Raw genomic sequence first — 25,787 nt, 5'->3', positions numbered from 1 at the left:
GAGCTCATGACTTTTTCAATTTCCTAATCGTAAAATATGCGAAAGCAATCGAAATATAACATATAGCAATCCCTAAGAAACTAACGCTAAAACCATCTTTATGAATCGTCATAAGTTTTAAAATATCAATATTCAATACATGACCGATGAAAAGATACATAATAATAATTCCCGTTACTATAAAATAGTCGCTTCTTCTTAACTGCATCGTCATTAGCCATTCACCTCGCAATGTTTTCTACCTAAAATATACCATATATACTTAATATTTAAAATATTTCCCGAGTTCATGAAAATAATTTGAGTGTACTTTTTTACATACCAATCGTTCCCCCCTATAATAAAAGAGAAAACGACTCTTACTTTAATGGAGGGAATAGAAATGAAAGCAATTGGTTTATATGAATACTTACCTATTGAAGAAGAAACCAGTTTAATTGATGTGGAAGTTGAAAGACCTGTTGCTACAGGAAGAGATATACTCGTTAAGATTAATGCCATTTCCGTTAATCCAGTTGATACAAAAGTTCGCTCTCCAAAAGATAAAAAAGAAGATGTAGCGAAAATACTCGGCTGGGATGCTAGTGGTGTTGTCGTGCAAACGGGCGAAAATTGTACCCTATTTAAAGAAGGCGAAGAAGTATTTTACGCTGGAAGTATTACGAGACAAGGTACATATAGTGAATATCACCTAGTTGACGAAAGAATCGTTGGTAAAAAACCAAAAACGTTAAGTGATGCTGAATCTGCAGCAATCCCTTTAACAGCTATTACCGCATGGGAAGGTTTATTCGAGCGTTTAGGCATTGATTATACTAAAAAAGATACGAACTCATTTAAAAACATTTTAATTATCGGCGGAGCTGGTGGAGTAGGTTCAATTGCAATTCAATTAGCAAAGTGGGCTGGACTGAATGTAATCGCAACTGCATCCCGCACCGAAACGATACACTGGGTTGAAAAATTCGGTGTCGATTATATCATTAACCATCACCAACCTTTAAAAGATCAAATCGTAGAGTTTGGTCTAAAGGATGTAGATTATATTTTCTGCTTAAACAACACAGATCAACATTGGCAAGCAATATGTGACCTCATTAAGCCACAAGGTAAAATTTGCTCTATTGTAGAAAATGAACACCCTCTTGAAATGGGAATTTTAAAGAGTAAAAGTGCTACATTCGTTTGGGAATTTATGTTTACAAAAGCAATGTATGAAACTGGCGATATGATTACGCAGCACGAATTATTAAACAAAGTGAGTGAGTTGTTAGATGAAGGTATCCTTCATACAACTTTAAACGATACGCTAACACCGATAAATGCAGAAAACCTTAGAAAGGCGCATGCATTACTTGAAGGTGGACGTACAATTGGGAAGATTGTATTAGAAAAATTTTAATAAAAAAGTCCGATTCCTAAATAGGTAATCGGACTTTTTTCATCTTTATTTACTTGAAATCTCTTGATTATTTTTAACGTCTAACGGAGCTCGCTTCCCTATTCCGAAAGCATAGAAACTAATTGTTACGATAGCTAAGAAAACAATACCTACAACTAGTGAAATGCGCGTATCATCGTTAAACCACATTCCGATTAATACCATAATTAAAAAGGCAATTGTTAAATAGTTTGTAACAGGAGCAAATGGCATTTTGAACGGATGATCTTTCATCTCTGCCCCTTTTTCTTTTCTAAAATTAATTTGACTTATTAAAATGACGAACCATGGTACCATACCAGGAAGTACGCTCGCACTATATACATATACGAATAAGTTTTTCGGTGCAATATAACTTAATACAACACCAACCGCTAAACCGATAATTACGCCAACTGTACCAAATAAAGGTACACCATTTCCAGAAAGTTTCGTGAAATATTTCGGTGCTTGTCCATTTACACCTAACGTATAAAGCATACGACCCGCACTATAAATACCACTATTACAACCAGACATTGCCGCTGTAATCACAACGAAGTTAATAAGTCCTGCAGCAGCCGTAATACCAACCTTCGCAAAAGTTGCTACAAACGGACTACCAATTGTACTTAATTGATCCCACGGATACACAGTTACAATAACGAAAATCGCACCGATGTAGAAAATTAAAATACGCCAAATTGTACTTTGAATCGCTCTTGTAAGTGTCTTCTTCGGATCCTTCGCTTCACCAGCAGTAATCCCGATTAATTCCACACCTTGATATGCTCCAACTACAAGTGATAACGCAAAGAAGAATCCTGAAAAACCACCTGTAAAGAAACCGCCATTTGCCCAAAGATTTGATATTCCAATCGCTTCTCCGCCGTTACCAATTCCGAAGAAAATAAGACCAAATCCCGCAATAATCATTAATAGAATCGTAACGATTTTAATCATCGCAAACCAAAATTCAAATTCACCAAATGACTTAACAGAAATTAAGTTAGCTGCACCAAGAATAACCATTGCGATAACACCTGGTATCCAAGCTGGTAGATCTGGGAACCAATACTTCATATATGCCCCAACTGCGATAATCTCTGACATCCCAACGATAACCCACTGGAACCAGTTACTCCAAGCTGTCATATAACCAGCTAACGGGTGAATATACTTATGACCGAACGTCGCAAATGAGCCTGTACTTGGCTCCATATACAACATTTCTCCCATGGCACGCATGATGAAGAAGATAAAAATACCTGCAATTGCATAAGCAAGCATTACTGACGGACCTGTCCATTTAATTGTGCTAGCTGACCCCATAAACAAACCAACACCAATTGTTCCGCCTAAAGCAATCATTTGAATATGACGTGCTTCTAAACCTCTTTTCAATTCTTTGTTTGCCACTTCACTTCCCCCTCTTAGATGATTCATAGCCGCATTTTTAAGTAAGATGCTTTCCCCTAATTCCTTTCGGCCCTGAAAATGATGAAGCAAACGTCATTTTACACTAGCTTTAAAGCTATCCTAAAATCGTTTTTTTGCTTCTTATAAAATCCCCAAAACCTTTCATCTTCCAATATTCTATAAATCTTAAAATTACTTACCTTATATTAATTCATTAATCTGAAAAATTCAATTATTTTTTCAATAAATTATTATACATAAGTCTGATTAATTTTTAACTAAATTAACAATAAAATACATCTATTCAATATGATTCCGGTATGAATATTATTACAATATAAATAACCGAGGAAAGTATTTCTTCCTCGGTTTCACATCTCATGTACTTTAATCTTTATAGTTAATAACGTAATTCCCCACACGTCCAATTCATATACCAATCAGAAATTTAATATACTAATAAATTACTAACTTCTTTAGTCCATCCCAATTTGAGGTAGGAATCTTACTACCTCAAAACAGCGGGATAAAATATAAAAGAGTCTCATTTTTAATGAGACCCTTTTACCATTTCATACTTAAATCATTTTTGAAGCTTGTTTACCTAAAATAAACATTTTAGTAAACACCATCATGATAACTACTATAACCAGAAAATAAAGTGGCATCACCAGTAACGAACCCGTATGCAACTGGCTCATCCCCAAAATTGTCATCGTTACAATTACATAGTAGCCTAAGCTAAACAATGCTCCAGCTGTACCAATGACATCTTGAAAATCTACTAATGCTAAACTTAAACAGTTAGGTAACGCCACCCCAATTCCTAATAGCAATATAAACATCGCTATTAAAAATACAATCATATATATTACATTCGGATTTGATCCAACAAACGTAATAACAGACAAAAGAATAGCTCCCCCTGTCATTACAAGACAACCGATATATATAATCTTCTCTGGTTTATAGGTGGCAAGCAATCGTTTTGAAACTTTCGCTCCAATAATAGAAGCAGACGCAACAACAATTCCTAGAAATCCATACATACTTGGCGATAACTGAAAGTATTCAATAAAGATAAACGGTGCTTCTGCATAATAGCTAAATAAAACACCATTTGCTCCTCCAATTAATAGCCCATATGTTACTACTTTCGGATTTGTAATTAACCTCTTCAATACTGAAAACACATTTATTTTATTCGTTACTGAGTCCGTTTTTGTTTCTGGAAGAGAAACAAACGTATACAGAAAAATCCCGACGCTCATTACTACTAAACTTAAAAATACGATTTTAAATCCAAACATTTGATCAAGAAAGCCACCAATTAACGGTCCTATCGCTGGTGTAAAAGCAATGACTGCCGAGATTTGAGCAAACATAATATGCCGCTTATGCCCTTCTACACTTTCACGAAGAATCGTTTGTGTCACAACAGAGCCAGCACTTGCTCCAAACGCTTGAATAAAACGACTTACCAATAAAACCTCAATGGAATTTGCAATAAAGCATAAGAAACTCCCAACGCCATATATAACAATTCCAAATAACATTGCTGGGCGACGACCAATTATATCTGATAACCATCCAATAAAAAATACACCTAAAGCAAATCCAGCAAAATACACACTAAGCGTTAACTGTACCTCATTATTACTTACATGTAGCGCTTTTGAAATGTCAGGTAAAGACGGTGTGTAAATCGTTTCACTAATTTGCGGAAATGCTACAAGAATGATCATTAACAAAAGTGATGGTACTGAGACTTTTTTCATTTTTCATACCCTCCTATAACTTTGAAAATCTCAGAAATAAAAAGACTTTCCTAAGCTACGGAACAGGAGGGGCCATTATAGAAATTCGATCATAAAACAACAAAGAAAACACCTCAATTACGTATGTTAATACTTATAGGAGGGTAATATTAACATCGATTTTTAAATATACTTTTTCAATTATATTACATATTGTGTTTCTTTTTCTAGTGCCCGGCCTTGGAGGATTCGTTAAAAAGATAACTTGATAAAATTACCTTTTTACGGAATAATTAGAAATAGTTTAAATTCGCAAATTTAATTATTAAACGATAGACTAGTATATTTTAATATTGCAAGCTTATAAACAGGAGGCCTTTCGTAATGATTGAAATTTTAAAGACAGTACTAAATTTCCTAATCTCTCTATTCTCAGGAGAATTACCAATTATCTATTATGTGTGGATTATCGCTCTATTTACCCTGCAAATAATCCAGGCTACTCTAAGCTATAAACTCTTTAAAAAGAAAGTTAATTTCAGCACTTATATGTCAACAGAATTACTCGCTTTTATCATTCTCTTGTTTGGCGGTATGTTAGTATCTAAGTTACTTGCTTACATAATAGACGATTCTACTATTAGTATGACAAATGTAACACATTATTTTATTTCTCTTATTATATTAACTATATTTGTCGTCATAAGCTGTCTTAAAGATTTTATAGAAACATCTATCAAAAATAAAAATGTGTCTCTTTTTAGCTTTTTAGTAGTTTCCTTAATAACAAGTATACTTTCATTCAAGTTTTTATCACCTTTAATCGAAGGTTCTTTTTCTCTTTCTAAATCTTTTATAACCACTTTAATCATTCTTGTAACTATATCAATTCCTCTATTAATTGCCTTAGAGGAAAAGTATGCAGATGAAGAATAATTCTTGCATTCATAGTTTGAAATTGGGTGTCTATTCTTTTTTATCGGTATTAATAAGAAATAACAGTCATTAAATCAAAAATCACGTAGAAATGAGGAAATACAATTGAGCATTGAACAACAATTATATGATGCAGTGAAAAGTTTAATTGACCAAAGATACCCACATGGTTGGGGCGGAGCTGCAGCAATTCGTGTAGAAGATGGATCCATTTTTACAAGTGTTGCCCCAGACGTAATCAATGCTTCAACAGAACTTTGTATGGAAACAGGTGCTATTTTAGAAGCACATAAATTTCATAAGAAAGTTACACATTCCATTTGTCTTGCAAGAGAAAATGAGCATTCTGAGTTAAAAGTATTATCACCTTGTGGTGTATGCCAAGAACGTTTATTTTATTGGGGACCAGAAGTACTATGCGCTATTACAAATTCTAAACAAGATATTATTTTCAAACCATTAAAAGAATTGCAACCATACCATTGGAGCGAAGCATACCATGATGAATTCGTAAAAGAATGGAGTACGAGATAAAAGTGAAGGTTGCTTGCAAATAGAAGGAGAATAAAGAAAAAAGCACCGTTACAAGTGACGGTGCTTTTTCTATGTAAGAGCTACTAGAAGGAAATCTTCTAGCCTACTCCCATTTATAAGTCCAAAATTGTTCAAGTTGCAACCATTTTAGTGTTGCTGCATCTTTATTCTTTATTTTTGCATGCGTTTCTTCAAGCATCGCTTCTGTTTGCGAACGATGTGCACCTAGTGCAGCTAATTTATGCTCGAATACTTCACTAATATTATTTACAACATCCGGCTCACCTAGTACAGCTTCGCGATTTTTCGTAATTGCAACCGCATGAATAACTGGACGTTCTTCTTTTGACATACGTGATACGGCGCGAACTACAGCGCGGCCAAATGCATCATGATCTGGATGTACGCCGTGCTCTGGATAAAATGTAATAATTCGAGATGGATTTACTTCTTGAATGATTGCTTCAATTTTATCTGCAACGAAATCAACATCTTCAAATTCTAACGTTTTATCATGGAAACCAAGCATTCTTAAATCTTTGATTCCCATCGCTTCACACGCATCTTTTAATTCTCTCTCACGGATATTTGGAATCGTTTCACGGTTAGCGAATACGTTCTTACCCATGTTACGTCCCATTTGTCCTAGAGTACCGCACGCATACGTTACAGGTACTCCTTGATTTGTTAATAAGCGAATTGTTCCTCCCGCAGCAAATGCTTCATCATCTGGATGCGGAAATACAACAAGTACATGTCTCTCCATAAGTTTCCCTCCTTCTTACTTAAATGGCGTTAAGCTTAACTCAAGCGCTACCGCTAAGCGACCTTGATTATCGTGCCCTGCTAGTAATAAACGCTCTTGACCGTCTACTTCCCAGTGCGTAATACCTTCTGCATATACCCAACCATGATCCATCTTTAGACCAACTCGGTATGGGTTTGTTCCAGTAATCTTCCCGCGTTCAAAGCGAATAATCGCATTTCGAATGAATGCTCCAACTGTCATCATCTTTTCATTAAAGTGTGACGCATACGCTCCGTTCGTCGTTTCTAAATGAATATATACATCTTTATTTACAAAACGTTCAATTTCATTTTGAATAAGAGAACTATCTTTTACTATTTCCATCGGAATTCACCTCTTTAAACCATTTTACGCAAAAATAATGTAAATTGCTATCTCTATATTAGAGGACAACTCTCACTTTTCCTAATAATTTGCACTGTGTTTCTTTATTTTTTTATATCATATGTAAAAAACACATTTTTTCCTTCACTTTGTTAAATAGTTTTCTTTCTTTTTTGAATTTGCTACAATATAAATTATGCAGAGGGATGCATGTTTACAATTGAATACATACTTTAAAGAAGGTGACACGATTGGAACAATCAGCACATGAAGTAGCAAATTGGCAATATTATTTTGCAATTGCCGTATTTTTAGTCACGTACGGATTTATTATTTCTGAGAAATTGAATCGTGCTGTAATCGCACTATTCGGTGCTGCTATTATGGTTATTTTTGGAGTTGTAGATTTACATACCGCTTTCACATCACATATTCAATGGGAAACGATTACCCTTTTAATCGGGATGATGATTCTCGTACATATTACGAGTCAATCAGGCGTTTTTGAATTTGTAGCCATTAAAGCGGCAAAAGCAGCTGGCGGAAAACCGATTCGCATTTTATTATTACTCTCCCTATTAACTGCTGTCGGTTCTGCATTTTTGGACAACGTAACAACCGTCTTATTAATCGTACCTGTTACACTGTCCATTACACGTATTTTAAAAGTAAATCCTGTTCCTTATTTGATTTCAGAAGTACTATTTTCAAATATAGGCGGAACAGCAACATTAATCGGTGATCCACCTAACATTATGATTGGATCAGCAAATAAGCATTTAGATTTTAATGCCTTTTTACTTAACTTAGCTCCAATCGTAATTATTATTTCTATCGTAACACTTGGCATTATTTACTTCATGTATCGCAACAAACTAAAAACAACGCCTGAACAAATTAAATTGTTAATGGCATTAAATGAAAAAGAATATATTAAAGATCGAAGTCTCCTTTTAAAATCGATTACGATTTTAGGACTAACTATTTTAGGCTTTGTACTTCATTCTATTATTCATGTAGACGCTGCGGTTATCGCGATGACAGGTGCTACACTTCTTATGTTAATCGGCGTGAAAGAACATGATATTGAAGATGTATTCGCCCACGTTGAATGGGTAACCATTTTCTTCTTCGCCGGACTATTCGTTCTCGTTGGCGGGTTAATTGATATCGGACTCATTTCTTCTCTTGCACAACAAGTACTTGAAGTAACAAATGGCGACATCGGTTTCGCTGCGATACTTATCCTATGGGTATCCGGCATCGCATCTGCGACAATTGACAACATCCCATTTGTCGCGACAATGATACCACTTATTCAAGATTTAGCTACAGGACTCGGACTATCTGTTGATTCTCCGCAAATCGAAGTACTATGGTGGGCGTTATCACTTGGAGCTTGCTTAGGAGGAAACGGAACATTAATCGGTGCATCCGCAAACGTAGTCGTTGCTGGTATTGCAAAACGTGAAGGACATGGATTCTCTTATATGGACTTCTTAAAAATTGGCTTACCATTAACGATCATCGCTTTATTATTATCACATGCTTACATTTATTTACGTTATTTAATGTAAAAGTTGTATTGCATGAAATTATATCGTCAAATAAAAAAGGTTTGCAGCATGATGCTGCAAACCTTTTTTATCACCAAAATATCCCTATAATTGCTAAACCACCTAAAATCATACCACCAATTTGTCCAACAATTGTTGGTGATAATTGAACACCTTTTCTCACTTCAACAACTGGTCTTTCGTGCCTTAGTTGCTGTACTTCACTTTGAAGTTGGTGTACACTTCCATGCAATTCTTTAATTAGTTCTTTTAATTCAGCGACCTCTTCATTTACTGGTTTTGCTTTTTCTAAGTTCATCTCACATAACTCCTTATAAATGCAATCAATACACTGTAAAAATTCGCCAATTAATATTATATCTCCTGCATATTACATGTATAATATTGAATGTACTTTCTAATCTTGTAGCATAATCCATTCATCTCGCAATATGCCCATAATGATACGATCAAAACACTTTCCATCTCTTTGAACTGCTTCTCTCATACAACCTTCCATCTGAAAACCCATTTTTTTATACAATGCAATGGCTGCTTTATTATACGAAATGACATCAAGGCCAACACGGTGTAAATTCATTTCATAGAAGGCATACTTTAAAATAAGTTGTATTGCTTCCTTCCCATATCCTTTTCCCCTATCATTTACATCTCCTATACCAATTGCTAATAACCCTGTTCTGTTATTCCACTCTATGCCATGAATTGCAACAAAACCAATTAAACGCTCATCTTGAACTGTCCTCAACATGAAAGAAACACTATTCGATTTCCGTCCCCTTAATAGTCTGTCACTCGCTATTTCATGTAACGATTGCGGGAATGCCAAATCTGTATCTATATTTCTTAAATATTCACTATCCTCTTGCCACGTAACCATTACTTTCGCATCCGTTTCTCTAATAGCTGATAATGTAATAGCTTTATTTTGAAAAAGATTCATTGTCATTTCAAACTCCCCCTTTATTAAATAACGGGGATACTTATTCTAGCCTATTTATCCCCTACTTCCATAAACTGCTCTATAAACGGGATACTTACAATAAGCGCTGACATTGGCACAACTCCTCTACATTGAATTAACTTCATTTTACAGTTTTTTATTTTTTCAAACAAACCAATTATTGTTTTCTATTATTTAGTACTATAGTATACTTAATTATTCTTCAGACTATTCAATCAAAACAAGAACTCACAGAAGGTGAAAATATGTTTTATGTAAAACAACTACTCTACTTTACTTACGAACAAGCATTATCTTGCTTATTCCCAGTCGTTATTTTCTTAACACTAGCCCTTTCAAAAATCATTTCTATCCCAGGGTTATATCGCTATGATTTCATACTCATCGTATGTCTTCTTATGCAGTGGATTATGTACAAGACTGGACTTGAGACGAAAGACGAATTAAAAGTAATTACTGTCTTCCACCTCATCGGCCTTTTACTAGAAATATATAAAGTACATTTCGGTTCATGGAGTTATCCTGAAGAGGCATATTCAAAAGTGTTCGGAGTTCCACTTTACAGCGGTTTTATGTATGCGAGTGTCGCAAGTTACATATGCCAAGCATGGAGAAGATTGCATTTGCAAATGTGTCATTGGCCGAAAGCTATGTTTGCCATACCGTTAGGCGCTATGATTTACTTTAATTTTTTTACACATCATTTTCTATATGACTTTAGATGGGTATTAACTTTACTTTTATTCATCGTTTTCTTTCGGACATTTGTAGAATTTTCATTACAAGGCGTTACGTATAAAATGCCTCTCGTTCTCTCCTTTTTTCTTATTGGTTTCTTCATTTGGATTGCAGAGAATATCGCCACATTTTTCGGAGCATGGCAATATCCAAATCAACGGGAAGCGTGGAATCTCGTTCACTTAAGCAAAATTAGCTCATGGTTTTTACTCGTTGTTATTAGCATTATGATTGTTACACAGCTCAAATATTTGAAGGAGTCGAAAAGGTAACGCTGATTATGTAAAAACAGTTAGCCCACCACTCATTAGAGAGTAATGGGCTAACTGTTTTTTTAACCGTCCTTATCAAAGGAGTTATAATTTACAAGAGCATAAGCAGTCACACATTATGAACCACTACTAGCAGAAGAAGTTGCTGCAGATGAAGCGGCAATCGTTGCCATCATAGCTGCCTGTTGTGCTTGTACGAGGACTTCTATCATAGTTTGTAAACCTGTGTTGTTCACGTTACTTTCCGCACCTTTTTGACTTACGAACAATTGAATAGCAATAAGAATATTTGCATCGGTATGCCAACGGAACAATTTCTCCCCTTGCAGTTTTTCAATCAATGCTTTAATAGAATGAATCTCTTTTTCTCCATCCTCAAGTAACGCTAGTAGCCCAATAGCTGGGTAATGCATCTGTTTCACTTTTACCTTTTCTTGCTTTAACAAATTCCATATGTTTGTGCAATTTGCAACTAACATTTCTTCCCTGACATCTTTCTTTAATGAAAGAATATGACTCAAAAATTGAAGGTCATTCCCTTTACGCAAGCCAGCTTTCGCTAGTTTCTGATAAAGACGTTCCACTCGGTCCATAAGTGTTTCTACATCCTCTGATTGTCCTGCTAGTAAAACCGCGAGCGGATAATCACTTGTACCTGTAAGAAAGAGATGATCCTTTTTCATACGTTTATATACTTGCATCGAGCGCTGAATGTGTGTGCCCTGCTGTTCATTTTCTTCTGTTAAAAGCACAGTTGCTGCGAGATAAGTAAATATACTCCTGCTAAAGCCACCAATGACCAATTGTTCATATAAATCTAAAAATTTTCGGAAAGCTTTCTTGTAATCTGTAAAGTGAATATCTAATGTTGCAGCCACTACAAAGCGATGATAAGACTTTAAGTATGAAAACATCCCTACCTGATTCTTAATATAACTACTAATTTCTAAAAAACGTCCGAGATCAAACAATTTATCACTACCTGCATACATAGCAGCAATCATCATTCCTGTTCGAGAATCACTCGTTTTCCATTTTAGTTCTCCCTTTAACTGTCCATATGTATGTGTGTATTGCTCCAACTTTTGTTCTAATGTAATCATAATATTCACCCCTATTTCTAGTTCTTCTCTTTTATTATACGTATATTCCATATTTAGGAATACCACATTTAATAATCACACCATAAAAATTAGAATATTTCTTTATCCTAATAGATCTCTTCCCTACCCTTCTTCATCAGCATTACGATGATAGTCCCTAAATCCTTTAAGAAGTTAGACAAAAAAAGGGTAGATAATAAATTATCTACCCTTTTTTGTATACAATTAAACTTTACCAAAACTAAAGAGCCTTAATAATACGTTCCATCGCTTTCATTTGACCAATATGATCCGCTTCATGATAAAGCATCATGCCGTAAAGTTCCCCTACTGTTTCCAACCCTAGGAATGGCTCTGGAAGTTTATTTTCAAATGCTTCTGCTGGAATTTCGTTAATACGTTTAGCTTGTTCTTTTAATTGAGCCGTTAATACTTCTAGTGATGGCCCTTCTTTTTCCCATTTAGATGGTCTTGATCCATATCCAAACATACCTGGATATTCAGTTGGTAATTGTTTGAATTCTTTTCCAAACATGAAAACTTCTGCTGCTGTTAACACGTGACCAATATGCCAGCGAATTGTATTGTTAAAGCCCTCTGGCTGCGTATCTACAGTTTTATCATCTAATGTTCCCATAAATTTAAGTAATGCACCGCGCGTTATTTCAAATTGTTTTAAACCAACTAGTCTATTCATTTTATCGTTCTCCTTCTTGATGTACAATTTATTATGAACTAAGAATGTTCAACTTATTAAAGTTTCACCTTGTTTAATCTATCAGAAACGATTAAGAAAAACATCTAATATGCTTACTAAAAATAATAAAAAGGTTCCATCCTCGTAAATATAGAATTACTTACTACACAAATAGTTTAGTAAGTAAAAGAGGAGTGTTAATTTCATGTTACATGTTTTAAAACAACAATATAATCTTATTAGCTCTACAAGAGAAACTCTATTTACATTTTTGGAGGAAATCCCGCTAGAAAAATTACATAGCGCTGTTCCTAATTTCGGGAACGGTAGCATTATAAAGACGCATATTCATGTAGCCGATTGCTATCGATACTGGCTTGGATCATTCGCATTTAAACAAAAGCGAGCAGATTTTTCATTCGCTAGTGATTATGAAATTGAACATGCAGATGTTGCGAAAGTCCGTGCTAGATTTAAGTTAGTAGATGAGGTTGTACAACGTTTCTTAGATGAATATAACGACCGGTGGCTCGAAAATATAGCAAATGAAGTGAAGTGGCAAAAAGAACCTTGGAGCACAACCCCGCTATGGCTTTTAACTCATACGGAGACACATGAGTTTCATCATAAAGGACAAATTGTATCAATGGCTCGTCACCTTGGATATACTCCCCCTGACACAGATCTTAGTTAATTCTATAGTCACAAATTATCGAAAAGATTAGTATAAATATAGATTGAGCATGTTTTGAAAACCAATCAAAACATGCTCATGAAACATGCTATCTTAAAATTTTTATAATATCATCAATACCAGATCGTCTCAGCATAATTATATGCATCACTATTCGGAATGGCATGTTTCCCCTGCGCTTGCGCCTTTCTTGGATCTAAATCATATACCATTGGCGTATAGCATGATGTTTGCCCTTTGTTCACAACACCGTTTCCTCCAGCACTTCCGCAAGTATATGCCTTTCCATCTGTTTTTCTTACGATTCTTGCATCAGCTTCAATATTGTAAACTGCTGGGCGAGTTACAGTAACTTTTGCCCATGCTGTCTTACACGTCGTGCTAAATTTTAATTCTACATAAGAATTTGAATCAATCCATTTCTTCTCTTTCGTTACTGCTGATTGATCACAACTATTGTAATACGGACTTTTCCCATCATACGAATGGTCTTCCGCATACGCTTTATCTCTATTAGTTGTGCTAAACATACTAGTTACAACGAGTAAAGATAGCAATAAACATGCACTTACCTTTATTAAAAGCTTCATAGCACTTCGCTCCTTTTTAATAGCGTCCTGTTTTCCCGTAACCGTTATTAAACGTAACTGCTTCAGCATCTGCTGTGTATCCGAAATCTGCAGTTAAATCAAATACCATTCCTGTATACGTGCTCGTTTGACCTGTTTTTATTGTGCCGTTCCCCTGATTAGAAGTAACTGATTTTTGGAATACACCATTTTTGTATTTATTCACAACAGCGTACGCATACACCCCTCCCGAAACAGCTGGTGCTGGTTGATCTAACACCAACTTAGCCCATGCAGCATGACATTTATTACTGTAACGTAAATACACTGTCCCAACCTTTTTACTACCTTCGTATACTGCTGTAGATTTTGCATTAAATCCATCTGCATCACATGTTGTACTACCTCCGTATACTTTCGTTGTTGCTGGATTTTTCCCGTCATAATAACTACTTAAATCAGTAGCTGCAAATGTACTTCCTTGGAAACTAAATAATACTCCTACACTCGCTACACTTAACACACACACTTTCATTAACTTTTTAAACATTCTCAATCTCCTCCCTCAAAATAAGTACGTATAATAAAGACAAGTTATCACCTATGTACGCCCCTCCTTTCATGCTTCCTAGAGGCATCTTACAGAAACGAATAAACGTTGTAAATTCCCTTACGATTATTGGAATATACGAAGAAATTTACTTATCCGTATAAGAAAAAAAGTTGAGAAATACACATTTTATAGCATTCTTTATTTAAAACATAAAAGAACCGATACTTGTTTCATTCAAGCATCGGTTCTTTATACAAAATTGCCATTTTTTCTTTTATATAAAATAAATATTTCTCCACTTAATCCGTTGTAAAAAACTCCCTCGTTACATCAATAAATTGTTGCAACGGCGCTGTCATCCATTTATCTTTATGCCAAGCAATTTGTGTAAAAATTGGATTGATAGTATTTTCTAGATGTAACTCTTTTATCGCTCCCTCTCGTATATCTTTTTCTACTACTATTGCTGGCAAAACTGCTATACCTAAATCCGCAATGACACATTGTTTAATTGCCTCGACACTAACAAACTCAATCTTATTTGCCGGATACACTTCTTCTGTACGAAATAGCTCTTCAAATAAAGTCCGATATGAGCACCCTAGTTCTGTTAACAAGAGTGTTTCCTTCTCTAAATCTTTTATAGAAACGGAAGTTTGCTCGAGTAAACGATGCCCTGGAGCAGCTACTACTTTTAATTCTTCTTTCATAAGCGGCTCCACATGTAAAACATCTTCCGTTTTACATTCGTCCAAAATAAATGCAAGATCTACTTTCCCCTCCATCAATTGTTCCTTCGCATCTTTATTGGACTGTGCTGGTTTAAATATAAGCTTTATTTGAGGAAACTGTGTCTTAAACCTCTTTAATATGGAAGGAAGCCTGTACGTACACTGACTTTCTTGCGCACCAATTATTAACGTACCTGCTATTTCTTCATCATCTTTCACAGCCATTTTCGCTTCATTACTAAGTGCAATCATCTTATCAGCATATAATTGAAACTTCCTGCCCGCTTCAGTTAAGAAAAGACGTTTTCCTAATCTTTCAAATAGCGGCGTACCTAGCTCAGCTTCTAATGTTTTAATTTGCGCTGTTACGCTCGATTGAGCAAAGTTTAATTTCTTCGCAGTTTGTGTAAAGTTCAAAGTGTCCGCAGCTACTTTAAATGTAATTAATTGTTTTATCTCCATTTATCGTCCCTCTTTTCAATCGATATTTTCGATTGATTCCATCGGAATAATCATCTTTTTCTATTATTATTTATATTGTATGATAAAGAGCATCGACAAACAATATAAATGGAGGTATTCCATATGAAAGCACTTTGTTTCGAACAGTTCGGTAATCCAGATGTACTACAATATAAAGAAATACATGATCCAATCATAAGTCCAAATGAAATTCTTGTCCGCACAAAAGCAATCGGTTTAAATTTCGCCGATATTTATAGACGCCGCGGTGATTATCATCTCGCTGGCAATCCGCCTTATATATTAGGTTATGAAGGCGCTGGTATTGTTGAAAAAATAGGAGCTAACGTTACCACTATCAATGCTGGAGACCGTATTGCATTTGCTGACGTTCCATTTGCAAATGCAGAATTAGTTGCTGTTCCATCAGAAAAAGCAATCCCACTTCCAGATTCTATTTCTTTTGAAACAGCCGCTTCTGTCTTATTACAAGGTCTAACAGCACATTATTTAACGAAAGATAGCTATCAAATAAAACAAGGTGATGTCGCTTTAGTACACGCCGCAGCTGGTGGTGTTGGGCAGCTTCTTATTCAAATGATTAAACTACTGGGTGGAACAGTAATCGGCCTTACATCATCAAACGAAAAAACAAGCGTAGCCACTTCAGCTGGTGCTGATCACGTATTTTTATATACGGAAGCATGGCCTACGAAAGTACTTGAAATAACAAATGGTACTGGAGTAAATGTTGTATATGAATCAGTAGGCTCTACACTTGAGGAAAGTTTTAACGCTACTAAAATTGGTGGTACTGTCGTATTTTACGGAATGGCTGGTGGTAATCCTGCGCCTGTAGATCCGCGTATGCTTATGGATACTTCAAAAACTTTAACTGGCGGAGACCTTTGGAACGTACTTACTACTTTTGAAGAACGTAAGCAGCGCTCTACTCAATTATTTGATTGGATCGCTAGTGGAAAATTAAACATTGCGAGCCCTACTACATTCTCTTTACAAGACGGTGCCCGTGCTCATGAATTATTAGAAAGCCGTAAAAGTACTGGGAAGATTTTATTAATCCCATAATCGTTCCAATTAAAAAAGGAAGCTAGAATGTATTTCTTTGCTTCCTTTTTAATGTTATTAATGTTCAATTTCGCTTCTTTCCATTACCCGTTATTTATATTTTTTCTGTCTATACTTCTCTTTCTAGGCCCCTCATTTTTAAGTTTATAAAATAAATGAATCTAAATATTAAAGGGAAAAACAAACCTCCGGATATCAACGATCCAATAAATATAGTATCAATAAAAGAAAGAATCCCAAATAATAGCATTCCAAAAAAATAAAATATAACTGCACTCCAATAAATAAAATGTGGAAACTTAGTTTGAAACGAATCACCTTTTTCACACGGCTTTCCAAATAACAAATGAACGAATTTAATCAACATAATCACTTCTCCATATACTTGTTAATATTCTCTTCTTCTTAGAACTGAACATAAATTACATACTATGTATCATTTTCTTTGAATTTTCCGACACTTAAGTTATTAGTTATGTCGAATACAGTATTTACTCATATATTTCGCGAAAGCACAATATACCTTTATTTAAATACAAATCGTCTATCCCCATTATCACGTTGCAATTCAAACAATACTGGATTACTAACAAATCTTTTTAGCAAAACATATGCCTCATGATCATCTATATCATTAGGAATATTAATTCCACTAAATGATGTTGAGGAAATTAGTGTATGAAAATCATATTTAAATTCATAATCACCAATATACGCAAGTGCCAATTTCCCTTTCCATTCAATTTGATATGTCTGCCCTTCTAATCTAGTAAACTTAATATTATGAAAGGCTGACGCATCATGTCCAAGTAAATAAACATCAAATGCAGTTAACTCTAAATCTAAGTCCTTCTGCTCATCTTCGGATAAAAAATCAATTGCAAATTTCTTCCCATTTAGCGTATCCAAATTAAAAGGCGCCTCATCACTTCCTACACGAAACCCTTTAAAATCCCATTCCTCTGATGACAAAGTACAGCTATGGAAATTGTTCCATACAATCTTAGCGTGCCAATCATCTTCATCTTCTTCCTCATCCTCTTCATCTTCTTCATCCAAATCTTCCTCATCATAATCCGCGGTCTCTAAATGCAAATCAAAATACAAACCCGCCATACCATTTAACTCGTCTTCCTTTGCATATTTAAAATGTGCACTCCACTTAAAATTAACAATTCGATGACCGTTAGGCCACGGGTTGTCCACAAAATATATTCGATCCATATTCACACGTTCCTTATTTTGTTTTATTTCTCGTAAACTTACTTAAATTTCGAGATGAAATGTAAGACTAGACTAACATGCCTCCAATAAGCTGCAAAACAATTTGTTATTCCTACTTTCTAACTATACCATCACAATAATTTTCACGGTGCATTTTTAGCAGAAAATTCAGATTCAAACCAATAAATAATATACTAAAAAATGAAAAGGAAGCTAGATTTCTCTACCTTCCTTTTCTTATTTCTATATGTGATTTTTTATATTTCCACACTCGCTTTCCCTTTTGCAACATGACTCATATCTCCAACCGACTCGACTGTATATGTTCCATCTTGATATACAATCTTCGTCACACTAGCATTTTCTACTCCAAGTTTTGTTTTACTACTGTCTATCATTTCTATTAACGCAGTTATCAAAAGCCCATGAACGACAACTAAAACGTTGCCACCTCCATGTCTAGCAGCTTCTTCACTAATTTTATCAATCTCTGCTTTTATACGAGTAGAAAATAATTCCCAATCTTCCGCCTGTTTCGTAGGATCTGCTGCTCTAATAAGGTCAATCACTTCTTGAATAGAAAACTTCATAAGTTCTTCTGGTGATGCAACGCCTGCAGCTTTTCCAACCACATCCCACATATTTTCAAGTTTTTCACCTTCAAAAATACCGAAATTCAATTCTCGTAAATCTTTTCTTTGCTCAAGTTTCAATTTTGATTGCTCACTATATTTTAATACTAAATTAGCAGTTTCAATCGCACGGCCGCTATCACTACTATACGCATTCGTAAAATGAATGTCTTTTAATCCCGTTCCTAAATTTGTGGCTACTTCCACACCTTTTTCTACTAACGGAGAATCTGCCCAACCTTGCGCGCGATGATTCGTATTTAATATTGTTTTACCATGTCTTGTAACATATAACGTAACTACATTCTCATTGCTATCTGTTTCTCGCTTATTCATTCTCTTCGCTCCCTTTACATTTCTATATCAATTTTACCATCTTAATTATTCATTGAGCAAAATATATGTAAGTAAATCTGCTTAATAAAAAACACTACCTTTCTGTACATTTCAACAAAAAGATAGCGTTTTGTATGATTACATTTCTTACTCGGTACTTTTATTCAGAAAAGGCACTCGAGTATTGTACAATCCCTTCTACACCTTCAAGAGCATTCTCCCTTAATTCCATCATCATAAACACTTCATCTGGTACTTCAAATGGCGCTTTTATATTCCACTCACTTGCTTTCTTAAAACCAAATTTCGGATAGTATTCTGGATGTCCTAATACTACAACTGACCCGTATCCAAGTTTTTTCGCCTTTTCTAAAGCAGCTACAATAAGCTTTACACCAATTCCTTTTTTCTGATGGCCCGTAGCAACTGATACTGGTGCAAGCGCTAATGAATCTACAGAAGCTCCATCCTTTTCTATCGTAATTTTAGATAACATAATGTGACCAACTATTTCCTCATCTACCGCAACAATAGATAACGCTGGAACAAACGCGTCACATTCTCTAATACGCTTTACAAGTTCATGTTCCGTTTTATCGCTAAATTCTTCATTTAAAAATGCTTCTTTTACAACTTCTTCTATTTTTCTATAATCATTTTTTTGCTCTTGTCTAATCGTTACCATTTTAATTTATCCTCTATTCTTTTTTATTTCTTTTTGAATTTTACGAAGCGCTTTTTTCGATCCACGCTCAATGTCGTGTTGCATTTTTCGCTCTTTATAATTAACAAATAGTGTATTTAAATCGTATCCCTCTGGGTATAATTCCTTCGCTGCTACCTCTAATGTAATACGTTTTACATTTACTTCAACGAATTCACCGTTATAATATACAACGACGTTATAGAAGTTATCTATTTCTTTATAAATAATACCAAAATCATCATGATCCAATAAATTTACACGGTCACCAATTTTGTACTCATAATGTTTTCCCCTTTTTTCCTGCACAAATTTCGGTTTTCTAATTTTACTTTCATTCACTTTTTCTAAAGCGTACTCTTTATTTCCCATATACTCTTTTGCTCTTTTCAGTACATGCTCTTTTACGTTCATTTTATTTGCAATCCAAAGTGCATTACTTTCCCCTGATTTACCGATTACTAATTTATAAAGCGGCTCTAACGTTTCACTATTGAATTGCATCGCTGCATTCATAAAGTCATCATGCATTTCTGAGAATCGTTTAATTTCTCCGTAATGCGTACTCGCAACTGTAATACATCCCGCAAGGTACAACTCTTCTAAAATAGAAATTGCAAGTGCTGCGCCTTCATTCGGTTCTGTACCACTTCCTATTTCATCAAATAATAGCAACGTATTATTATTTGACATTCTCATAATCTCAGATAGATTTTTCATATGAGATGAGAATGTACTTAGTGCATTTTCGATACTTTGATTATCACCAATATCTACAAATACATTTTCAAAAATAGCGATTTCCGTTTCTTTATCTCCAGCAATGTGAAGGCCTGACATTGTCGCTAATGTTAACAATCCAATTGTTTTTAACACAATTGTTTTTCCACCCGCATTCGGTCCTGTAATAATTAAACTGCGGTATTCTTGACCGATTTCAAAGTTTAACGGTACAACTGACCCTGTTAAAAGCGGGTGCTTACAATTCACTAAATGAATATACCCATGATCGTTTAACTTCGGTTCTATTCCATCGATTGATTTACTAAATTTCGCTTTCGCAAATACCATATCATACTGGCTAATTAGCTCCATGTTAATTTTTATACTATAAATGTTTTCTAACACCATTCCTGATAAAGTTGCTAAAATTTGATATTCTTCCATTGCTTCTTCTGCTTTTAAACTTGCAAGTTCTACATTTAACTTTGTAACGGTATGCGGTTCTATAAATACAGTAGAACCTTTTGCAGATGCCTCAACGATACTTCCCGCAACTTGATTTTTATAAGTAGATTTAATGGGAATCGTATAACGATCATCCTTTTTACTAATAAAGAATTCCTGAATATACTTCTTATTTGCACTACTATTTAAAAACTTCGTTAAACGTTCTTTTATTTTTCCATCTACAGCATCGATATTATTTCGAATTCGTTTTAGCTCTTTACTAGCAGCTGCATCAATACTAGTTCCTTTAATTGAAAAGTTAATTTCCTCTTCAATACTTTTATATTCAGTCATTGAATTTGCATAAGAAGCTAATACCGGTGCAAAGAATTCTTTATCTAACATAAACTTTTTAATCTTTCTACATCCACGTAAAAAGTCTGAAACACTTACTAATTCTTCTGGATCTAAAATCATCCCTTTTTCTAATTTTTGAATTGTACTAGCAATATTTGAAATGCCGAAGAAAGGAACATGCCCTTCTGCATCTAATATAGCTCGCGCTTCGGTTGTTTCATTTAATCGATTCTTTACTATTTTTATACTCGTACTCGGTTCTAATTTATTTAGTAATTCCTTTCCTAATCCACTTACACAATAAGATTTCACTATTTCTTTTAATTCGTTATATTGTAACTTTTCAAAAGTCATCGTATTCATTTTTATTTCTCCTCACTATGATTCATATATTTCATAAATGAAGATACCTACTCATTAGATTCCAATGAGCTCTACATTATTCAATTACCATTTTTATACATTAAAAACATATACAAAAAAGCTGCGGGGATACCGCAGCTTTTACATTTACAAGGCATGTGTAATAACGTATGAGAAAATAAGCCACCTAAAAAGTATATGGCACTCCTCTTATTACACGCTTTATAAAGTATTGTAGGTATCTTCATAGGTATCGAAATAAATCCATGACAAAGTTAGGGGTATGATATACATAAAAATCCCCTGATCTTATCCGATTTATTTCATTAAATTTTTCCTATTTAGTACCTACCGCACTCACAAAAAGCACCTCTCATTAATTTATATTATAGTCATTGAAATCTAATTTACTGAAATCATCATACTATATGTATAGCTAGAAGTAAAGGTGTCATACTTTAGTCGTACGCACATATGCAGATGTTTCCTCTTTCAATATTAGATACAATATATATAAATCGTTTAACGGAGGGATTTCCATGACAGATTTTCAAAAACAATTTTTCGCACGATTACATATAGAAGAAATAGCAACTGTTTCATTTGAAGATTTACCTCACATCATGCAAGCAATGGCACAAACTGTTCCATTTGAAAACTTAAATGTTCTCGAAAAGAACTTTAAAAAAATATCAAAAGAAAATGTAAAAGAAAAAATTTTAGTAAACAACCGTGGCGGTCTTTGTTATGAATTAAATCCTACTATGTATTACTTCCTTAAAGACTCTGGATTCGATGTTCATCTCGTCTCAGGAACAGTGTATAATGTAGCAAATTCTACATGGGCTGTTGATTCTGGTCATGTCGCAACTGTTTTAAAACATCAGGATGCATTTTATTTAATTGAAGTTGGATTCGGATCATACTTACCTCTTGCACCTGTCCCATTCTCAGGTGAAGTCGTTCACTCTGTTACAGGAGATTATCGTATTCGTAAAGAAACGACTGAAAAGGGAAATTACATGTTAGAAATGCGTAAAAACAATGAGTTTTTAGATCAATCTTCTGCTGACGATTGGACGCTAGGCTATGCATTTTATTCAGAAGCAGTAAATGAAGAAAAAGCAAATGCAGCACAAAAAATTATCGTTGAACATGAAGGTTCACCATTTAATAAAATACCTCTTATTGTAAAACTTACAGAAGATGGGCATGCTTCTTTAACGAAAGATAGTCTTACAGTAACGAAAAACGGCAAAAAAACGAAAGAAACAGTTACAGACGAACAATATGCAAACCTTTTACATTCGAAATTTGGAATTACATTATAACCTTTAAGCATTGCCACTTTTGGCGATGCTTTTCAATTTTTCAGCAGGGATTTTTTGCAATTTGTTGTATTTCATAGTTATATAGTAACTACACATGTAGAAAGGAAATGATTATGATAGAACTTACAGATCGATTAAACGTACCTAATAATGAAAAATGGAACTTAACTGATATATACGACACACTTGAGGATTGGGAAAATGATTATAAAAAAATAGAGATATTGACGAACGAACTAAAGGAATTTAACGGAAACATTCACGACGGCAATCGTTTACTTGCTTATTTAACGAAGAGCGAAGAAGTATCTAGCATATTATCTTTAATGTTTGCTTACGCACGATTACAATCTGACCTAGATACACGCGATACGAACTCTCAATCACTTGTTGATAAAGTATCGCAATTACATGTGAAAGTCAGCGCAGCTAAATCATTCTTCTCTCCATTCTTACTTAGCATCGATGAGAACACATTACATACTTACATAGATGAAACAGAAGGATTGCAATATTATAAAGAAGATTTATTTGAATTGTACCGCTATAAAAAGCACGTATTAAATAAGGATCAAGAAGAAATTTTATCACAAATGGGTGAAGCACTTTCTTCTCCGCAGCACACATTTAGTATGTTAAATAATGCAGATATTATTTTTGGTGAAGTGACGACTGATGATGGAAAGAAAGTGAACTTAACACGCGGAATGTATGCAAAATTAATAGAAGATGAGAATCGCGATAAGCGAAAAGAAGCGTATAAAGCGTATTACAAACCGTATGTTCAATTAAAGAACTCCATCGCTTCTACTTTATCTGCTGCAATTAAAAATAACGTTACTGTTTCGAAGCTAAGAAAGTATCCATCTGCTTTAGAGAAATCATTATTTGGTGATATGGTTCCGAAAGAAGTATATCACAATTTAATTGATACAACGAAGAAAAACATTCAATCTTTACACACATATAATGAACTTCGAAAAGAAAAGTTAAATGTAGACGAACTAAGACAATATGACTTAAGCGTCGATTTAGTAACGGGTGTGAAACAAGATATTCCATACGACGAAGCGTTTGATATTATGATCGCATCACTTGCTCCTTTAGGAGAAGAATATATTGAAACATTAAAAAGCTTTAAAGACAAACGATATATAGACGTGAGAGAAACGCCTGGAAAACGTTCTGGCGCTTATAACTTTGGTGTATACGGCGTTCATCCTTTCATTCTTTTAAATCATCACGATGATTTAAATAGCCTTTTCACTCTTACTCACGAGTGTGGTCACGGCATGCATACGCATTATTCGCACGGATACCAACCAAGGATTTCTGCACACTATTCCATCTTTGTTGCAGAAGTCGCTTCTACAGTAAATGAAGTGTTATTAATCCATTATTTATTAAAAGAAGCGAAAGAAACGAACGTGCGTAATCATTTAATTAACTACTTTATCGATAGCTTTAAAGGTACTTTCTTTACACAAATCATGTTTGCAGAATTTGAAAAAATTACACATGAAATGGCTGAGCAAGGTAAACCATTAAACGAAAAAATCTTCAGTGAAATTTATGAAAGTCTATTTAGAGAATATAATGGTGATTCACTTGTATTTGATGAAGAAGTAAAATACGGATGGTCTAGAATTCCTCATTTCTATCGTCCATTTTACGTGTACAAATACGCAACCGGATTTGCCTCTGCCATTCAAATCGCTGACAAATTATTAAGCGGCGATCCAAATGCACAGAAAAACTATATCGAATTCCTTAAAGGCGGAAGTTCAGATTACCCACTAAATCTACTGAAAAAAGCTGGTGTCGATTTAACTACACCAGAACCGATTGAAAGTGCATTAAATCGTTTTAGTGAACTTGTTGAAGAATTTTCAGCATTGTAGAAAAAAGCATGCAGAATATATAATCTGCATGCTTTTTCATTTGAATCACTTTATCCTATATGCTGCTGCGTCACACAGTGAATCATACCACCATACGCATACAATTCATTCACATAAATACCAACAATTTTTCTCCCTGGAAACTGACCTTCAATAATTTACATCCCTAACTTGTCATGTTCGTCACCGTATATAGGTACCAATACGACTTCATTTCCAATATAAAAATTCAAATACGAGCCTTTACAATCTGCTCCTTTAACCATTTTTCTCGTTACTGGTACTGGTATGAGCTGAAATGGCTTTCCATCTATATTTCTTGCTTGTCGCAATTCTTGATAATGCTTTTCGTACGCCTCCAAAAGATACGACTCTCCTTCGTTAAAAGGATCATATTCATACAGAATCGTATTTTCATTTACAAAACGTGCTGCACCATCTATATGGTAATCCGTATCTTCATCATAATTATCCTCACCGCGAATACCAGTTATCCATATAAAATTCGTTACCCCTAAATATTTCGTTAACTCCATTTCAATCTCTTCCTGACTTAATGTAGGATTTCGATTTTCATTTATAATAGAAGTTTTCGCTGCCATTAAGGTCCCGTTTCCGTTTACCTCAATTCCCCCGCCCTCTATACAGACACTAGATTCAACTTTTGGAATGCTATACCTTTCACTTATTTTAGTTGGTATAATAGCATCTTTTTCATACGGATATTTATCCCCCCAACCATTAAATACCCAGTGTGTTAGGCGACGCTTTCCCTCTTTATCTTTTACAAAGATTGGTCCATTATCTCGTATCCAAACATCATCAGTTTCTTGTACTAAGAAATCAATTTTATCCATATCTACTTTCGCTTCCATTAACTTTGATTGGACATGTACTTTCTCTTCCTCATCGCATACAACAATATGCACATTTTCTCCATAATGAAGTTCCTTTGCCATCGCTATCCAAATATCATCCAGCTTAGCTCTGTACCCTTCACCTCTATGCGTTTTATCATGAGGCCATTGGAGCCATGTTCCTTCATGTTTCTCCCATTCTGCCGGCATATAAAACAAACTATTTGCTATATTTCTCATACATGTTCCCCCCTTCTCTGAATGTA

General features: G+C 34.6%; 26 protein-coding genes and 1 pseudogene. 9 read left to right on the top strand and 18 right to left on the bottom strand.

Going from position 1 to position 25,787, the window contains the following annotated elements; all coding sequences use genetic code 11:
- Window positions 1-4: 4 nt before the first annotated feature.
- Window positions 5-214 carry a hypothetical protein gene (locus BAQ48_RS13485; protein WP_071711475.1) on the bottom strand — a complete coding sequence of 70 codons (210 nt, stop codon included), beginning with the start codon at window positions 212-214 and terminating at the stop codon, window positions 5-7.
- A gap of 168 nt (window positions 215-382) precedes the next feature.
- On the opposite strand from BAQ48_RS13485, the gene BAQ48_RS13480 reads away from it, so the two are divergent.
- Window positions 383-1,402 carry a zinc-binding alcohol dehydrogenase family protein gene (locus tag BAQ48_RS13480; protein ID WP_071711474.1) on the top strand — a complete coding sequence of 340 codons (1,020 nt, stop codon included), beginning with the start codon at window positions 383-385 and terminating at the stop codon, window positions 1,400-1,402.
- A 45-nt stretch (window positions 1,403-1,447) separates the two neighbouring features.
- On the opposite strand, the gene BAQ48_RS13475 is transcribed toward BAQ48_RS13480, so the two are convergent.
- Both BAQ48_RS13475 and BAQ48_RS13470 read right to left on the bottom strand, forming a co-directional pair.
- Complete coding sequence (locus tag BAQ48_RS13475) at window positions 1,448-2,839, bottom strand: amino acid permease (RefSeq protein ID WP_001284398.1); 1,392 nt, start codon at window positions 2,837-2,839, stop codon at window positions 1,448-1,450.
- A gap of 578 nt (window positions 2,840-3,417) precedes the next feature.
- On the bottom strand, window positions 3,418-4,617 hold the full coding sequence (locus BAQ48_RS13470) for a multidrug effflux MFS transporter (protein WP_071711473.1): 1,200 nt from the start codon (window positions 4,615-4,617) through the stop codon (window positions 3,418-3,420).
- A 363-nt stretch (window positions 4,618-4,980) separates the two neighbouring features.
- On the opposite strand from BAQ48_RS13470, the gene BAQ48_RS13465 reads away from it, so the two are divergent.
- Entirely contained in the window at window positions 4,981-5,532 is a 552-nt protein-coding gene (locus BAQ48_RS13465) for a DUF5823 family protein (RefSeq protein WP_071711472.1), read from the top strand.
- Between the two features lie 105 nt (window positions 5,533-5,637).
- Window positions 5,638-6,066 (top strand): cytidine deaminase, encoded by a 429-nt coding sequence (locus BAQ48_RS13460; protein WP_071711471.1) that lies wholly within the window; start codon window positions 5,638-5,640, stop codon window positions 6,064-6,066.
- A gap of 103 nt (window positions 6,067-6,169) precedes the next feature.
- Here BAQ48_RS13460 and bshB2 read toward each other — a convergent pair whose 3' ends face one another.
- Both bshB2 and BAQ48_RS13450 read right to left on the bottom strand, forming a co-directional pair.
- A complete protein-coding gene (bshB2, locus tag BAQ48_RS13455; protein WP_071711470.1) occupies window positions 6,170-6,832 on the bottom strand; it encodes a bacillithiol biosynthesis deacetylase BshB2 in 663 nt (220 codons plus the stop codon).
- A 15-nt stretch (window positions 6,833-6,847) separates the two neighbouring features.
- Complete coding sequence (locus BAQ48_RS13450; protein WP_000407040.1) at window positions 6,848-7,198, bottom strand: YojF family protein; 351 nt, start codon at window positions 7,196-7,198, stop codon at window positions 6,848-6,850.
- 251 nt (window positions 7,199-7,449) lie between these two features.
- On the opposite strand from BAQ48_RS13450, the gene BAQ48_RS13445 reads away from it, so the two are divergent.
- Window positions 7,450-8,775 (top strand): ArsB/NhaD family transporter, encoded by a 1,326-nt coding sequence (locus BAQ48_RS13445; RefSeq protein ID WP_071711469.1) that lies wholly within the window; start codon window positions 7,450-7,452, stop codon window positions 8,773-8,775.
- A 70-nt stretch (window positions 8,776-8,845) separates the two neighbouring features.
- On the opposite strand, the gene BAQ48_RS13440 is transcribed toward BAQ48_RS13445, so the two are convergent.
- Together BAQ48_RS13440 and BAQ48_RS13435 are read right to left on the bottom strand one after the other, a co-directional pair.
- On the bottom strand, window positions 8,846-9,073 hold the full coding sequence (locus BAQ48_RS13440; RefSeq protein ID WP_001047304.1) for a coiled-coil domain-containing protein: 228 nt from the start codon (window positions 9,071-9,073) through the stop codon (window positions 8,846-8,848).
- 99 nt (window positions 9,074-9,172) lie between these two features.
- Window positions 9,173-9,724 carry a GNAT family N-acetyltransferase gene (locus BAQ48_RS13435; RefSeq protein ID WP_071711468.1) on the bottom strand — a complete coding sequence of 184 codons (552 nt, stop codon included), beginning with the start codon at window positions 9,722-9,724 and terminating at the stop codon, window positions 9,173-9,175.
- A gap of 260 nt (window positions 9,725-9,984) precedes the next feature.
- Here BAQ48_RS13435 and BAQ48_RS13430 point away from each other — a divergent pair, with 260 nt between their 5' ends.
- The gene (locus tag BAQ48_RS13430; protein WP_071711467.1) at window positions 9,985-10,749 is read left to right on the top strand and encodes a DUF817 domain-containing protein; all 765 of its coding nucleotides are present in this window, start codon (window positions 9,985-9,987) and stop codon (window positions 10,747-10,749) included.
- A gap of 116 nt (window positions 10,750-10,865) precedes the next feature.
- On the opposite strand, the gene BAQ48_RS13425 is transcribed toward BAQ48_RS13430, so the two are convergent.
- Window positions 10,866-11,903, bottom strand: a complete 1,038-nt coding sequence (locus BAQ48_RS13425; protein WP_116758515.1) for a DUF4003 domain-containing protein — start codon at window positions 11,901-11,903, stop codon at window positions 10,866-10,868.
- Window positions 11,904-12,093: 190 nt separating this feature from the next.
- Entirely contained in the window at window positions 12,094-12,549 is a 456-nt protein-coding gene (locus BAQ48_RS13420; protein ID WP_071711465.1) for a DinB family protein, read from the bottom strand.
- 205 nt (window positions 12,550-12,754) lie between these two features.
- On the opposite strand from BAQ48_RS13420, the gene BAQ48_RS13415 reads away from it, so the two are divergent.
- A complete protein-coding gene (locus tag BAQ48_RS13415; RefSeq protein WP_071711464.1) occupies window positions 12,755-13,243 on the top strand; it encodes a DinB family protein in 489 nt (162 codons plus the stop codon).
- 113 nt (window positions 13,244-13,356) lie between these two features.
- Here BAQ48_RS13415 and BAQ48_RS13410 read toward each other — a convergent pair whose 3' ends face one another.
- The 3 genes from BAQ48_RS13410 to BAQ48_RS13400 form a co-directional block, all read right to left on the bottom strand.
- The gene (locus BAQ48_RS13410; RefSeq protein ID WP_071711463.1) at window positions 13,357-13,833 is read right to left on the bottom strand and encodes a DUF2690 domain-containing protein; all 477 of its coding nucleotides are present in this window, start codon (window positions 13,831-13,833) and stop codon (window positions 13,357-13,359) included.
- A gap of 16 nt (window positions 13,834-13,849) precedes the next feature.
- Window positions 13,850-14,362, bottom strand: a complete 513-nt coding sequence (locus BAQ48_RS13405; protein WP_071711462.1) for a DUF2690 domain-containing protein — start codon at window positions 14,360-14,362, stop codon at window positions 13,850-13,852.
- Between the two features lie 302 nt (window positions 14,363-14,664).
- Window positions 14,665-15,558 carry a LysR family transcriptional regulator gene (locus BAQ48_RS13400; protein ID WP_071711461.1) on the bottom strand — a complete coding sequence of 298 codons (894 nt, stop codon included), beginning with the start codon at window positions 15,556-15,558 and terminating at the stop codon, window positions 14,665-14,667.
- Between the two features lie 123 nt (window positions 15,559-15,681).
- On the opposite strand from BAQ48_RS13400, the gene BAQ48_RS13395 reads away from it, so the two are divergent.
- Complete coding sequence (locus BAQ48_RS13395; protein ID WP_071711460.1) at window positions 15,682-16,647, top strand: quinone oxidoreductase family protein; 966 nt, start codon at window positions 15,682-15,684, stop codon at window positions 16,645-16,647.
- Window positions 16,648-16,756: 109 nt separating this feature from the next.
- On the opposite strand, the gene BAQ48_RS28270 is transcribed toward BAQ48_RS13395, so the two are convergent.
- The 5 genes from BAQ48_RS28270 to BAQ48_RS13370 all read right to left on the bottom strand — a co-directional run bounded on the left by BAQ48_RS28270 (window position 16,757) and on the right by BAQ48_RS13370 (window position 21,432).
- Complete coding sequence (locus tag BAQ48_RS28270) at window positions 16,757-17,014, bottom strand: hypothetical protein (RefSeq protein WP_071711459.1); 258 nt, start codon at window positions 17,012-17,014, stop codon at window positions 16,757-16,759.
- Window positions 17,015-17,172: 158 nt separating this feature from the next.
- Entirely contained in the window at window positions 17,173-17,871 is a 699-nt protein-coding gene (locus BAQ48_RS27755) for a hypothetical protein (RefSeq protein WP_071711458.1), read from the bottom strand.
- Between the two features lie 257 nt (window positions 17,872-18,128).
- On the bottom strand, window positions 18,129-18,839 hold the full coding sequence (locus BAQ48_RS13380; protein ID WP_071711457.1) for a histidine phosphatase family protein: 711 nt from the start codon (window positions 18,837-18,839) through the stop codon (window positions 18,129-18,131).
- A 160-nt stretch (window positions 18,840-18,999) separates the two neighbouring features.
- Window positions 19,000-19,524: a GNAT family N-acetyltransferase gene (locus BAQ48_RS13375; protein WP_071711456.1), complete on the bottom strand. Its 525-nt coding sequence runs from the start codon at window positions 19,522-19,524 to the stop codon at window positions 19,000-19,002.
- A 6-nt stretch (window positions 19,525-19,530) separates the two neighbouring features.
- On the bottom strand, window positions 19,531-21,432 hold the full coding sequence (locus tag BAQ48_RS13370; protein WP_071711455.1) for an endonuclease MutS2: 1,902 nt from the start codon (window positions 21,430-21,432) through the stop codon (window positions 19,531-19,533).
- Between the two features lie 539 nt (window positions 21,433-21,971).
- On the opposite strand from BAQ48_RS13370, the gene BAQ48_RS13365 reads away from it, so the two are divergent.
- Window positions 21,972-22,763, top strand: a complete 792-nt coding sequence (locus BAQ48_RS13365; RefSeq protein WP_071711454.1) for an arylamine N-acetyltransferase family protein — start codon at window positions 21,972-21,974, stop codon at window positions 22,761-22,763.
- Between the two features lie 113 nt (window positions 22,764-22,876).
- Window positions 22,877-24,664, top strand: coding sequence for an oligoendopeptidase F (pepF, locus tag BAQ48_RS13360; RefSeq protein WP_071711453.1), 1,788 nt, complete (start codon window positions 22,877-22,879; stop codon window positions 24,662-24,664).
- Between the two features lie 50 nt (window positions 24,665-24,714).
- Here the strand turns inward: pepF and BAQ48_RS13355 are convergent.
- Window positions 24,715-25,761, bottom strand: a pseudogene (locus BAQ48_RS13355) (agmatine deiminase family protein).
- Window positions 25,762-25,787: the final 26 nt, after the last annotated feature.

The sequence above is a fragment of the Bacillus luti genome, assembly GCF_001884105.1.
Taxonomy (GTDB): domain Bacteria; phylum Bacillota; class Bacilli; order Bacillales; family Bacillaceae_G; genus Bacillus_A; species Bacillus_A luti.
The sequence above is the reverse complement of the archived record's forward strand: the minus strand, read 5'-3'. Positions and strand labels throughout refer to the sequence as shown.